7 protein-coding genes are annotated in these 14,835 nt (G+C 50.1%); 5 read left to right on the forward strand and 2 right to left on the reverse strand.

Translation table 11 applies throughout. The features are described from left to right. Nucleotides 1-19 precede the first annotated feature (19 nt). The 5 genes from SPL68_RS05620 to secD all read left to right on the forward strand — a co-directional run bounded on the left by SPL68_RS05620 (nt 20) and on the right by secD (nt 12,684). Nucleotides 20-1,858, forward strand: a complete 1,839-nt coding sequence (locus SPL68_RS05620) for a glycoside hydrolase family 13 protein (RefSeq protein ID WP_323814094.1) — start codon at nt 20-22, stop codon at nt 1,856-1,858. A 230-nt stretch (nt 1,859-2,088) separates the two neighbouring features. Beyond that, a complete protein-coding gene (locus tag SPL68_RS05625) occupies nt 2,089-6,573 on the forward strand; it encodes an alpha-1,6-glucosidase domain-containing protein (protein ID WP_323814095.1) in 4,485 nt (1,494 codons plus the stop codon). A gap of 81 nt (nt 6,574-6,654) precedes the next feature. Next, the gene (locus SPL68_RS05630) at nt 6,655-9,657 is read left to right on the forward strand and encodes a TonB-dependent receptor (protein WP_323814096.1); all 3,003 of its coding nucleotides are present in this window, start codon (nt 6,655-6,657) and stop codon (nt 9,655-9,657) included. 199 nt (nt 9,658-9,856) lie between these two features. Further along, a complete protein-coding gene (locus SPL68_RS05635; RefSeq protein WP_323814097.1) occupies nt 9,857-10,276 on the forward strand; it encodes a hypothetical protein in 420 nt (139 codons plus the stop codon). An 89-nt stretch (nt 10,277-10,365) separates the two neighbouring features. Beyond that, the gene (gene secD / locus SPL68_RS05640; RefSeq protein ID WP_323814098.1) at nt 10,366-12,684 is read left to right on the forward strand and encodes a protein translocase subunit SecD; all 2,319 of its coding nucleotides are present in this window, start codon (nt 10,366-10,368) and stop codon (nt 12,682-12,684) included. 77 nt (nt 12,685-12,761) lie between these two features. On the opposite strand, the gene SPL68_RS05645 is transcribed toward secD, so the two are convergent. Together SPL68_RS05645 and SPL68_RS05650 are read right to left on the reverse strand one after the other, a co-directional pair. Next, the gene (locus SPL68_RS05645) at nt 12,762-13,325 is read right to left on the reverse strand and encodes a PA14 domain-containing protein (protein WP_323814099.1); all 564 of its coding nucleotides are present in this window, start codon (nt 13,323-13,325) and stop codon (nt 12,762-12,764) included. Beyond that, nucleotides 13,325-14,827: a phospholipid carrier-dependent glycosyltransferase gene (locus tag SPL68_RS05650; RefSeq protein WP_323814100.1), complete on the reverse strand. Its 1,503-nt coding sequence runs from the start codon at nt 14,825-14,827 to the stop codon at nt 13,325-13,327. The genes SPL68_RS05645 and SPL68_RS05650 overlap by 1 nt, the downstream gene beginning before the upstream one ends. Nucleotides 14,828-14,835: the final 8 nt, after the last annotated feature.

Here is a 14,835-nt window from a genome sequence, read left to right on the forward strand (position 1 = left end):
TAATAAATTGAGAGAGCTTATGCGATTATTCATTCTATTGATTGCGCTGTGCAATTCTGCTGTCGCTGCAAATTATAAAGTCGATCACTTGGAGCCTTTGCATTGGTGGGCGGGTATGGATAACCCGCAGTTACAGTTGATGATTCATGGAGAAAAGATAGCGGAGTTAACGCCGCAAATTGATTATGCCGGTGTGTCGATAACGGGCGTGGAGCGAACATCTAATCCTAATTATTTGTTTGTAAATCTGAACATTTCTACACAAGCTAAAGCCGGTAAATTTGATATTCAATTTCTGAAAAATAATAAACAGGAATTGACCTACGGTTACAAGTTGGATGCCAGACGCAAGGAGTCTAAAACGCGCCGAGGATTTTCTGCCAAGGATGCCGTTTATTTGATAACCCCTGATCGTTTTGCTAATGGCAACAGCAGTAATGATTCGCAGCCGGATATGAGCGAAAAGGCAAATCGAAATAGTCCTGTAGGGCGTCATGGTGGCGACATACAAGGAATGGCGCAGCATTTGGATTACATCGCTGCTATGGGGTTTACCATGCTGTGGCCAACACCCCTGGTGGAAAATAATCAACCGGAGTATTCCTATCATGGTTATTCGCCAACGAATTTGTATCGCATTGATCCGCGGTTTGGTAGCAATGATGAATATAAAAAACTGGTTGCGAGTGCGAATAAAAAAGGTATTGGTGTCATTCAGGATATAGTGCTGAATCACATAGGTACAGGTCACTGGTGGATGCAGGATTTGCCCGCAAGTGATTGGTTAAATCATCAAACGGGTTTTGCGCCTACCAATAATCAACACACTACTGTGTTGGATATTCATGCGGCGCCGGAGGATAAAAAACAATTCACCGATGGCTGGTTTGTGGCAAGCATGCCGGATATGAATCAGCGCAATCCATTGCTGGCCACGTACTTAATCCAAAATACAATTTGGTGGATTGAATACGCCAATTTGTCTGGCATTCGTGAAGATACTTATGCCTATTCCGATAAAACCTTTTTAGCGCGCTGGACTAAAGCGGTATTGGCTGAATATCCTGATTTGAATATTGTCGGCGAGGAGATGAACTCCAATCCGCATATTCTCGCTTACTGGCAAAAGGGCATGAAAAATCGTGATGGTTATGAATCCTATTTGCCGAGCTTGATGGATTTTCCCATTGTTTTTTTAATGCCAGAAGTCTTAAACGCAGAAGAGAGTTATTCATCTGGTTGGATAAAACTTTATGAAATGCTGGCCAATGATTTTGTCTATGCTGATCCCATGAATCTAATGGTGTTTCCCGATAATCACGACATGTCGCGCATCTATTCTCTGTTGAATGAAAATCTGGATTTATGGAAAACCTCTATGTTATTTACCGCCACCACTCGTGGTATTGCACAATTTTATTATGGCACAGAGGTGTTGATTAGCAGCCCTATTGTGCGCAATGACGGGTTGTTGCGTGCTGATTTCCCCGGCGGGTGGCAGGGCGATAAAATTAGCGGATTTAGCGGTAAGGGTTTAAGTGCGCAGCAGCAGGAGGCGCAGCGCTATTTGAAGCGTTTACTTAATTGGCGCAAAACCAGTGCCGCAATCAGCTCTGGCAAACTGATTCATTATCTGCCAGAGGCGGGGCACTATGTATATTTTCGCTTGCATGGCAATGAGCGCTTAATGGTTATCCTGAATAAAAATAAACAATCCTCGCATCTGGAACTGGCTCGGTTTAAATCCATTCTGGGTAATAGCACAGTTGGGAAAAATATTATCTCGGGTAAAGCAATTAAGCTCGATAAAACTTTGGAGCTTGCACCGCTAGAGTCCATCGCCATTACCTTGGAGTAATTACCTTGTGTGAGTATGGATTGCGTTTGTAGAGATTATTTTTAAAACACTCTGTTAAAAGTGTTACTTTTTTTCCAGTTTCGCCCCATTGCATACGTATGCAATGGGGCGTTTTTTTAAGTGCCTTTTTTGCATACGTATGTAAATTGCGGATGAAAAAATGCACTCATAGACTGGCGTGACAAGCATCACTTTTTATTTCAAAAATAATGATAGAGAGGATAAATAAAATGATCAGTTTACGCGCTAGTTCTACACAGCAGCGGCTAGGGTTTTCAACCCTGGTTTTTGGTGTGTTGCTCTTGAGTGGTTGTGGTGGCGGCAGTGGTACCGATAATAAAAAAGTCGAACTGCCGACTTGTCGCGATCCGCAAGTGGTTTTGGATAACGGCACCTGTGGCGATCCGCGCCCGCCATTTGTTCCCCCTGCTTGTCCTGAAGGGCAAATTTATAACGACTTGGGTGTATGCGTTACACCAGATTTTCCAATCCCTGAGCGCATTGCCGGCCCGAATGAAGCGGTGATTTTTGTGAACGTGGATAGCGACACAAAATTGGATGACTTCGCCAGTTACAACCTGCACTTGTGGCAAGACTGCGGCAATGGTTGGGGCAGTTCCGTTACCGATGGCAAAGGCTCAACCTTTGCAATTCCCACCACTTGGCCGAACGGCCCCGGCGTTGCCAGTAAAGATGATGGCGAACCGGGTATAAGACATGATCCCTACTACGGTGCTTATTTTGTAATTCCGGTCAGCGAAGCGGGTAGCTGCGGTAATTACATTATTAAAACCCCTGGCGGTGCAGCGCAAACTAACGATTTGCAACTCAACATCAAGCGCGATAACAGCGACTACGCGCGCATGGCGTGGGTGATTATCAATACTGAAAATATGCGCAACAGCCGTGTGAGCAGTTTGCCTATTTGTATTGGCGACAAATGTACTCTTGAGCGTCCGCTGCTGAGCATTACCGATGCGGAAGCTCACTGGATTAGCCCGCACACTATTTTGTGGAGCCGCGAAATTTCCGCGAGCAAAACCGTTGAGTTATTTCAATCAACTGCTGGTGGAATGAATGCAGCGGAAGATGGCAGTTTAGCTGGCGGAACCTTGCTTGCGACCTTGAGCGCAGCGCGCCCAATGACGGAAGAAGAAACTGCATTGGTGCCACATTTGTCGGGTTATTTTGCTTACGACCTGCCCGCAAATATTTCAACTGACACAATTAAATCTGCATTAAAAGACGAGCTATTAATTGTTGGCCGTTACGATTCTGTTGAAGAAGATGAAAGCGGTGCGTCAGTAACCGTTGAACGCGGCCGCGCAACGCGCATTCAATTGCCACATGTGTTGGATGCACTTTATACCGCGGGCGATATGGATGCCGATGAAGCAAAACTCGGTGTGAGTTATGAAAATGGTGTGGGCGTTTCTGTGTGGGCGCCAACCGCACAAAATGTTGAGCTGCGCATTTATTCTGGCGATCCATTGCGCGTGGCCGACACCAAAGCCATGCAATTTAATTCCACCAGCGGTGTGTGGACTTACACCGGCACTGCAAGTGAATTGGACCGCAAGTTTTATCGCTTCCGCGTAACCACTTACAACGCTATGGCGAAAAAAGTACAGCGTTTGGAAGTGACTGACCCTTACTCGGTTTCTCTGGCAACCAATGGCCGCTATTCACAATTCGTCAACTTGAACGATGCCGATACCAAACCCGCTGGTTGGGATGGCCACCATGTGCCGGAAGTGGTCGCACCTGAAGCTATGACGATTTATGAAGGTCATGTGCGCGATTTCAGTATCAATGATCAAAGCACTCCTGAAGCTTATCGCGGTAAGTACATGGCCTTTACCCAGTCAGGCACTGCGCCGGTTGAGCATTTGCAATCGCTGGTGGATGCAGGCTTGACCCACTTCCATGTGCTGCCGAGCAACGACAGCTCCAACATGAACGAAGACTTCAGCGCACAGGTAAATCTGGATAGCTACATTTTCCAACTGTGTCAAAAAGTGTCCGATAAAAATTCGGTAAAAGTGTGCGATGGCTCGGTGAGCAACGGCGCCACTGTGCGCAGTGTGCTCGAAGGTTTTGACCCTATGTCTGCCGATGCGCGCGAGCTGATTGCGGCTATTGCTGACCTGGATGGTTTCAACTGGGGTTACGACCCGCAGCACTTCAACGCGCCCGATGGCAACTACGCTACTGATCCGCAGGGTTTTACCCGCGTAAAAGAAATGCGCGCAATGAATATGGCGCTACACAGCATGGGTTTGCGCGTGGTGATGGATGTGGTTTATCCGCACACAGTATCTTCAGGCAGCGAAGCGGCTAACTCTGTGTTCGATAAGGTTGTGCCCGGTTATTACTATCGCACCAACCCTGCAACTGGTGAGCCGGAGACAGGCACTTTTGCTGGCCCGGATACCGCAACCGAACATCGCATGATGGGCAAGTTTGTGGCTGACTCAGTGGTGCAATGGGCGCAGGCGTATCAGGTCGATGGCTTCCGTTTTGACCAATCCGGCTACATGCCAAAAGCCGTTTTGGTTGATGCTTACAACGCGGTAAAAGCAATCGATCCAGATACTTATTTCTACGCTGAAGCCTGGACACCTGCGGGCGGCACCTCGGGCGACCGCATTGCCGAGCGCGCTGTACAAGAAGCGCTGGCCGGTACTGGCATTGGCACCTTCAACGACCGCATGCGCAATCCGCTGCAACAGTTAGCGCTGGTAAATGGCGGCAGTCTGGATGCGGTGCGCGCTGGCTTGGCAGGTAACCTGGCCGACTTCCAACTGAAAACCAAATCCGGTTCGGTGATCAAGGCATCGAGTGTGGGCGCCTACAATCTCGATCCGCAAGAAGCCATCAACTACGTCGAAAAACACGATAACGAAACCCTGTGGGATTGGATGCATCGCCCCAACGCAGTACCTGAGGATATGTCGCTCAGTGACCGTGTGCGTGTGAGCAGCCTGACCTTATCTGTGCCGGTATTGAGCCAAGGCGTGCCCTTTATCCAAATGGGTAGCGACCTGCTGCGCTCCAAATCCATGTCGCCTAACAGCTACAACGCGGGCGATTGGTTTAACGCGGTGGATTTCACCATGCAGAGCAATAACTGGGGTGTAGGTCTGCCACCAGAGCTGCGCGATGGCATCACCGACGAGTTCGTGAAGTCGCAATTCGCCAACCCCAATACCAAGCCCGCAGCGGCAGACATCATGCAATCCGGCGCGGTGTTTAACGAGTTCCTGCAAATCGCATCAAGCAGCCCGCTATTCAGCCTGCAAAGCGCTGAAGAGGTGATGGATCGCGTTGGCTTCCACGACGGCGGCAAAACCCAGGTTGCTGGTTTGATTGTGATGAGTATCGATGACGGTGCAGGCACTGTTGCCGGAACCGAAACTGCACGTGCCGATTTGGATGCAGCAGTCGATGCCGTAGTAGTTGTTATCAACAGCACCGCCACCGCGCAATCACCCAAAGTGGCAACTGCTACTGGCTTTACCTTGCATCAAATCCAGCAGAACTCGGTGGATTCGGTAGTGCGCGATGCGAGCTTTGCAGTTGATGGTGACAACGGCGTATTCACCGTACCGGCTTACACCACGGCAGTATTTGTGAAAGCGCAATCCGGCGCGCAAGGCGATGGTTTGGATGCGCGCGTAACGCTCAATCAATCCAGCGAAGCTCCACCGCCATACGCGAAGAGCGTGCATGTGCGTGGCGATCTGTACGACGGCTGGAATGCAGGCAGCGGCAATGAAATGACCTACCACGGTAAGGGCATCTATTCACTGGTGCTGGAGCTGGAAGCCAAGACTTACAACTTCAAAGTAGCTGCGGCCGATTGGAGTGAGCCTAACCTGGGTTCAAGTGGCCAAGCATTGGTTGCGGGTGGCTCAGTTGCATTGGCTGCGGGTGGCGGCGATATGAGTGTCACTATTCCTGTTGCCGGTAAGTATCGTTTTGAGTTGGATGCTTCTACCAGCACTACTGCTCCGACCTTAAAACTGTTCATTGATCCTTTCAGCGGCGCTGCTGCACACGTGCGCGGTTCGGTTGCCTCTTGGGATGCGGATATCAACAACCAACTCACCTACGAGGGCAATGGTATCTACGCGCTGGAGTTGCCGATTGCGTCTGAGGGTGACTATGAATTCAAAGTTGCCAGTTCCGACTGGTCAACGGTGAACATGGGCAACCCTCAGTCCGCGCTGGTTAATAGCGAGTTGCCGTTGATCCAAGGCTCCAATGACAACATCAAAATTCACTTTGCAGTGGCGGCAACCTATCGCTTTGAAGTGAACGTGCAAGATCCGGCGCTGCCGACGGTAAAAGTGTTTGTTCCAGAAATATTTGGCGGGACAGCAATCTTTGTTCGCGGTGGATTCAACGGCTGGGGCACAGCCAATCAGTTGGTGTATCAGGGCGATGGTACCTATGCCGCCGATATCGCCCTGACTGCACAGCTTGATAACTACGAGTTCAAGGTGGCTTCAGAAGATTGGGCCACGGTAGATCGCGGCATTGCTCCTGAGAACCCGGTTGTAGTGATTGGTACTCCTGCAACCCTGCAAGTGGGCGGCGGCGATACCGGCAGCGTTAATGCGCAAATCAATGTTGCCAGCTCGGGAACCTACAGCTTTGTGTTGAATGCAAATAACCCAACGGCACCGATTCTGACCATCGCTCCTAATTAATTGATGAGTGCGGCAGCCTGCAGTGCGCAGGCTGCCATCAGAACCGGAATAACAACGAAATAACACGCTGAGATTACGCACATGAAAACATTTACCTTAAAACCCTTGGCAGCGGTCGTATCTGCCCTGGCAATGGCCTCGCTCTCCCAATCCTTGCTGGCGCAAACCGACGCCGACGCAAGCACAGTTCCCCAGCCCGAGCTGGAAGTAGAAGAAGTTCTGGTCACTGGCTACGCCCGTTCGATCATGAATAGCCTCGATACCAAACGCAACGCCGATACTGTAGTCCAGGCGATTTCTGCTGCCGACATCGGCGGCTTGCCTGATGTGTCCATCGCCGATGCACTTGGCCGTGTACCCGGCATTACCGTCACCCGCTCCGGCGGTCAGGCGGGCACGATTCAAGTGCGCGGTATGGGCGAGGGCTTTGTGTTCTCCACCCTGAATGGCCGCGAGCAGGTATCGCCCAACGGCACCCGCGCGATGGAATTCAGCCAGTTCCCCTCGGAGCTGATCCAATCGGTTGAGGTGTATATGTCGCCCAAGGCATCGCTGATTGAAGGCGGTGTGGCGGGCACGGTAGAGCTGAAAACTGCCAACCCGCTGGCGATGAGCGAAGACCAAAAAGTCTCGATTGGTGTGCGCGGTAGCTACAACGACCAAGCCGCCGACATTTACGGCGCTGAACCCTACGGTCAGCGTTTGTCGCTGTCGTTCCAGAAGAAACTGTTCGATGACACCCTCGGTGTTGCGCTGGGTTATGCACGCTTGGTGCAGCCTCGTTCGGCCACCCGCTTTGAACAATACAACTACGAAAACGAACCCTATTCACTGATCAATGAAAAGGGCTTGGGTACCACCATTGTCGATGAAAACTTCAATGCACTGCCGACAGATAATCGCCCCACCTCGGTGTACATGGCCGAAGGTTTTGAGGTGTTCCAAACCGGCGGTGAAGAAACGCGCGATGGTTATGTTGCCGCGGTGCAGTTCGAGCCAAATGAAAACTGGTCGATCCAATCCGATTTGTTCTACTCCAAATTTGAATCCGACAGCTACTCGCGCGGTATTCGTATCCAACCGCTGAAAAACGCCGAGATTCCCAGCATGGTGCTGTGGAATAACAGCGCCGTAGTGGGCGGTGAGTTTTTGGTGGATGACGCCAACCCTAACGCGCTCAACCTGCAAGTGAACAGCAATGACGTGACTCAGACCAACGAGTTGTTGTCGGGCGGATTGAATGTGGAGTGGCGTCAGGATGCATTTAGTGTGGCGCTCGATTTGTCGCACTCTGAAGCCTCTGGTGAGCAGGCTGACGGGGTAGTGCGTGCTTATATGTACACACCCAAGGATTCAGTTGCGCCCAACACCGATCCCTACGAGCGCGATACCGACCAGTCGATGACCTATCTGCTCGATGGCATCAACGTGCCCAGCATCAACCTCAGCCGCAATTACGCCGAGTACGACGAAAACGGCGTGAGCAATTTGCGTTTGGCCAATTACGAGCGCTATCCGCGTATCAACGACGATGTGATTGATGCGGTGCGCTTGGATATGGAATACGAAGTCGAGATGCCGCTGATTCGCTCCTTTGAGGCAGGTGCACGCTATTCCGAGCGCAACCACACCGACCGTCGCCAAGTGTTTGTCTACGGTGACGGCGGCGGCAATATTCTCACTGACTGGTCATTGCCGATCACCACTGAGAATTCGGATATAGTCCATTGGAAAGGTGACTTCGCTAACTTCCCATCCTTTTTGGCGATTGATGGCGACAAGATTATCCAGCAAGCCTATGACGATGGATTAGTGCTCGGACCAGTGCCTGCGATCTCGGAAGATAATCTCAATCCAACCGCATCGCCGCGCTCCATTGAACCGGCGGCGCGTTGGGGTGAAGGGCGTGATTGGTCGATGAAACAGCGTTCGGATATCGATGAAAATATCACTGCGTTTTATCTGCAAGCCAATATCGAAACCACCCTGTTTGACCGCGACTTGGTGGGCAACATCGGCCTGCGCCATGTGCGCACCGACCAGTCGAGTGTGGCGCTGGTAAATGTGAATGGCGATGAAAGCAAAGGCGCAACCGAAATTTGCGACGAAGTTGGCGAGTGCAAATCTGACTACGCCTATCAAACCCTCGGCGCCAAATACGATTACAACCTGCCATCGCTCAACCTGAATTACACCCTGGCCGAAGACAACCAATTGCGTCTGGCGTTGGCGCGTGTGTTGTCGCGTCCGCCGATCAATCGTTTGGCTGCGCCGGATTCGGAAGGCACTGTATCGCTGGAAGGCAACATTCCTTACTTCAACTACGGCAGCAATACATCGCCGTTCCTGACGCCGTTTATTGCCGACCAAGTGGATCTGTCATTTGAACACTATATGCCGGATACCAACGGTGCCTTTGTGGTGGCGGTTTACCACCGTGAAATCAAATCCTTTATTCAGGACATCACCTATGAGAACTTTGATTTCCGCGCAGCCGGTTTTGATGTGCCCGATACCTGGGATGTCACCGTCGGCGGCGTAGTGGTTGAAGAGGAAGTGCAAAACGGCGATTACTCCACCTCGATCAACAACAGCGATGGCGGTTTTATTCGCGGCTTGGAAGTCTCCTACACCCAAACCTTTAATTTCTTGCCGGAACTATGGCAGGGCTTGGGCGTAAGCGGTTCCTATTCCTGGACGGATAGTGAAATCACCGTAGCAAATACCGTCGAAAGTGTAGAGGGCGGTTCAAGCACATTGCCGTTCCCCGGATTGGTAGAAAAATCTGCGAACTTTACGCTCTTCTACAGTTACGGCGGATTCGAAACTCGCCTGTCGACTACCTTTCAGGATTCGTTCGTAGGTGAGACGCGCAACGTCAATCTGCAACCGATTGTCTATGCACCAGAAACGCTGTTGGATTATCAAGCCTCGTACAAATTCGATAACGGCTTGGATCTGATTTTCTCCATCAGCAACCTCACCAACGAACCCAACCGCAGTTACATGTTCGACGAGCAGTTAACCCGTACCCTGCAATGGTTTGGCCGTACTTACTACGTGGGTGCGAACTACACGTTTTAATAGTTGTAATCCCTCCTAACCTCCCTTTGCTAAAGGGAGGAACTGGCTCTCCTCTCCGTTAAGGGGAGGTGCTGGTTCTTCTTGGCAAGGCGCGGAACTGGCTCCCCTCTTTGCAAAAGAGGGGCTGGGGGAGATTAAAAACCTTGAATTAGTGCTGACGCACCCCATATCCAAGGGGTTCAATTCTGCGTGCGCAACTATGAATCATCACACTCCACAATTATCGCAGTCCAGTATGCGGCTCCTTTGGGGCGGGTTGCTGGCTGCGAGTATTTTGTGGCTGCTCGCGCTTGCATCGAATAACGGCGTTTATGTGGCAGGTGATGCTGGGAGCAAAAGTGTTGCCGCTTCGCTGGAAATGCCTCTGCATGTTCCGGCAGAACATTCGCGCGCGCTGAAACGCTTTTTTAAACGCACATCCAATCCCCCATCAACTGATTTATCTCATCACCTTGCTGCTACAGAAACACCCGTCGCACTTTGGGTGTTAATCGCCAGTGAGTTTGTTGTTACTCCATCGCTAACTGCTGCGTTTTCTGTTGCGGAAAGTTCATCGCCGCGCGTCTATTTACAGCAACTGCAATCGCTCGATTCGCCGCGCGCACCGCCCTTCGTTTAATTACTCCCGTTCACAAAACACATTAAAATTTTTTTGCATTTCATTCTTTTTATTAAAAAGAAGTTTGAATGCGTGGTGGAGTATTGGCGATGAAAACACGTTTTTCGCGGGCGATAGTGTATGGCCTGATTATTTTATTTGGGCTGCTCTGCGCACTGCCCAATGTATTACCTGATTCAGTTTCAAAAAAATTACCCGATTGGTACACGCAAAACCAACTCACCTTGGGCTTGGATTTACGCGGCGGTTCCCATTTGTTGTTGGAAGTGGACACCAGCGAATTAACGGCAAATAAAAACCCTGCTCTGCACGAGCAAATAGTGCGCGATGCAGTGGATCAAAGTTTGGAAGTGGTGCGCCGCCGCTTGGATGAAACCGGCATGGTGGAGCCGATGATTACAAAGCAGGGCAGCGACAGCATTTTGGTGCAATTGCCGGGTGTGAGTGATCCGCAACATATTCGCGAATTGTTAGGCACAACTGCGCGTATGACTTTCCACTGGGCAGCGAATGAAAAATCCGCTCTGCATACAAAGATAATTTCTGTAGAAGGCGATGCTCCTGACAATGTTCGGGGCGCGCGTTATCAATTGGAGGAGCGAGTCGCGCTGGAAGGAAAACACATCAGCGATGCGCGCTTGGCATTTAACCAGCAAACCGGCGAGCCCGTTGTTACATTTAAATTAGATAACGACGGCGCGCGCCGTTTTGGCGATATGACCAAACGCAATGTTGGCCGCGTGCTCGCCATTGTGCTGGATGACAAAGTAGTAACAGCGCCGGTAATTCGCAGCGCAATTCAAGGTGGCAGCGGTGAAATTAGCGGCTCTTTTACCAGCGCCAGCGCAAATGATTTGGCATTGTTGCTGCGTGCAGGCGCATTGCCTGCACCATTAAAAGTAATTGAAGAGCGCACTGTAGGGCCAGATTTGGGTAGCGATGCTATTTCAATGGGAATCAGCACTGGCATTACTGGCGCGCTGCTGGTGCTCGCGTTTATGGTGGGCATTTATGGCCGCTGGGGTTTAATCGCCTGCGTTGGTTTAGCCATCAATATCGGCTTGAGTTTTGGTGTGTTGAGTTTGCTCGGTGCAACACTCACGCTGCCAGGCATTGCCGGATTTATTTTGAGTGTCGGCATGGCGGTGGATGCCAATATTTTAATTAATGAACGCATTCGCGAAGAAACCCGGCGCGGTGCCACGGCGATGACTGCACTGCGCGCAGGTTTTCAACGCGCTTACAGCACAATTCTGGATTCCAATATCACCTCGTTAATTGCCATTAGCTTATTGTTTTTATTTGGCAGCGGGCCTGTGCGCGGTTTTGCGGTCACTATGGCGGTTGGGTTAATCATCTCCATGTTCACCGCGATTTCGTTTACCCGTTTGGTAATGGAGTGGCGCGTTGAAAAGTTAGGCGAAAAACCTCTGGTAATTTCGGGCATCAAACTGCTGGATAAAATCAGCGAAAACACCATTCCATTTTTACGCGCGCGCTTTTTTGGTTTGACGGCATCGGCGGTGTTATCACTTGCAGCAGTCGTTTTGTTTTTTACTCCGGGGCTGAATTACGGTGTGGACTTTAGTGGCGGCACTGTGATCGAAGTAAGCGCGCCAGATACTGTTGTTGCTGATCTGCGTAAAGCCTTAGCACAAGGCAATAGCGAACAAGTGGCGATTCAGGAATTTGGCAGCGACGGCCATTTTTTAATTAGCATGCCCATGCAATCCGCGGAAGATGTTGCCAGCGGTGAAAGTGTGCAAGCGGTTAAAACCGCAGTGCAAAGTGTTTCGCCAGCGGCAGAATTTCCGCGTGTGGATATGGTCGGCCCGCGCGTAAGTGGCGATTTTGGCGATGCCACAATCCTCGCCATTATTATTGCCGGCTTGGGAATGCTCGGTTATTTATGGCTGCGTTTTGAATCGCATTTTGCACTCGCCGCCACACTCACACTCGCGCTGGATTTAACCAAAACCATCGGCTTTTTTGCACTTGCAGGCGTGGAATTTAATCTCACTGCTGTTGCTGCACTGCTCGCACTAATTGGTTATTCGGTGAATGACAAAGTGGTAGTGTTTGACCGCATCCGCGAAAACCTGCGCAACACACCGGATAAGCCTTTAGTGCAACTACTCAATGAAAGCATCACCTCAACACTAACACGCACAGTGTTTACGTCCGTCACCACCTTTCTCGCCTTATTGCCAATGGCAATCGCCGGCGGCAGCGCAGTAGCGAGTTTTTCACTGCCCATGTTATTCGGCATAGTGATCGGCACCAGCTCCTCAATTTTGATCGCCGCACCCATCGTGAAATGGTTAGGCGAAAAGCGTGTTCGCAGCGGAAAATCGCAACTGCATATCAGCGCAGAAGCAAAACAGAAAGAGATTGATTTGTTGCCGTGAGTGGGCAGGAGATTGATTTTTTATAACAATGAAAAACGCCCGCATTGCGGGCGTTTTTCGTGGTGATGCAGATGTGATTAAAACTTCACGCTCGCCGAGTCGTCGCCGAACCAGCGGGGTTTTTCGTCGTTGTAGGCGTATTCCACGGTGAAGCCGGAGTTGCCGAAGCCTTGGAAGTAGGAGATGTACACTTGGTGTTTGCCTTCGCTTAATTGAATTAAGCAGGGTTGCACTGAGTAAGGGCGATCACCCAAGTGTTCGCAAATCTTTTTGCCGTCGATGCTTAGTGAGAAGCCATCATCGCTGCCGATTAAAAAGCGGAAGTTGCCTGCTTTTTTGACATCGATGGTGTGGTTTACATCGACAAAAAAGTCATCGCTGTAGGTGGCGATGTTGCCCAGCTTCGGGTGGCTGAAACGGCTTTTATCGAGCAGGTTTAAACGGTCGATCATCACCTCACGCGTGAATTCGATATCGCGCGCCTGATAAATATTAGTGATGCTGGTGCGGTTTTTACTGATCACCACTTTTACTACTGAATCGACAGAAACCGGCGTGATGCGCACCAGAATAAGAATGGTGACCAGCGCGAGCAGGGCGGTGAAAATCGTATTTTTATTTAATAGTTTTTGAATGTTCATTATCTCACCACCTGTAATTTCCAGAAACTGAACCAGTTGCGCAATTCAAATTGATCTTCGGTCAAGCCCAAGCCATAAGTGAAGGGGGCGAAGAACGCAAAGACGGCAATGACGAGCAGTGCAAACAGGCTGGCGTTAATGATGGTGTGTTTGTTGTTGGCGATGACTTCATCGCGGTAAATGTAGGCAAATACCAGCGCGAGGTTGATGGCACCAAACAGCAGCGGCACCAAGTAGTGGTAGAGATACATCACCCGCTCGATTTGCAATATCGCAATCATGTAACTGAGATACAAACCGGTGAAGGCGCAAATCCAGTAAAACAATTTTTCATCTTTGATTGGGCTGTTGTAGACGAAGCGACCGATGATCAAACCAGATGACAAAATAATCCCCGCAACAACCGAGAACCACACAATCGGGTTGCCGATCAAGTATTTGTATTTGGTGACAGTTTTGCCATCGACCGTGTTTTTATCCCAGCGATAGCTGATGGTTTTTTTACTCAGTGGCCAGCCCATTGCGTAGCTGCCGTTTTCGTCGGGCTTGCACACATCCAAGCGCGGTACACCGTCGGCGTATTCACTCATGTATTTCCAATTGTCGCGCATGCCTAATTTAAAGGTTTTGAGTGACCAGGTATTGCCCATGCGAATTTGTTCGAGATATTCCGGCGATGCTTTGTAGGTACGGTTTTGATAAACCTCGGTGCCCATGCCGATATGCACATAAAACACGGCAAAAAATACCGCCGCAACCGGAATTACACCGGCGGGAACAGTGGTGGCCAAACGTTTTAATAATGCAGCCCAGTTCCAGCTTTTAATTGCACTCCACTGATCAACGCCAAATAACATCACAAACAACAAAAGCAATATAAATGCGTTTACTTTCACTGCTACCGACAAGCCAATTAATGCACCGAGAATGGCGTAGTGTTTGAGCAGGATTGGTTTTTGGTGATGAATAAATTGCGTTGCGGTGCGCACAAAATAATAAAGTGCCGCGAGAATAAAAAAGAGTTGAATGCCTTCCAGCATGGCCGCGCGCGAGTGAATTACCAGCGCATTATCAAAAATCACCATGCTGGTAAACGCAGCAGCGAGCCAAGCGCGCTGGGTAATGCAATTGATAATGCCGTAAAAAAACAACACCGAAAATGCCATCATCACTACCGACGGCCAGCGGAAACCTTTGTAGGTCATGGTGGGTGGTGCGTTATCGCCAGTGAGGTAGTCGGTTTCCAATAATTTGGATTTATCGACATTCCCATTGCCACCAAACAGCACTTCGCCAATCGCCATCAGCTGTTTGCCGAGCGGTGGGTGTGGCTCCATGTACATCACGCCATCGATGTGTTTTTGCGCCGAGGCAACGTGGTAGTTTTCATCCCAAAACATTGCCTGTGGCGAGCCGTAAAAGGGGAAATAAACCCCCAAAGAAATCAGCAAAATTACGGCGGGATAAATAAATCGTGCGTAGTTTTTTAAGAAGTTTTTCATAATGTCTG

This window comes from Cellvibrio chitinivorans (assembly GCF_035117775.1).
Lineage (GTDB): Bacteria > Pseudomonadota > Gammaproteobacteria > Pseudomonadales > Cellvibrionaceae > Cellvibrio > Cellvibrio chitinivorans.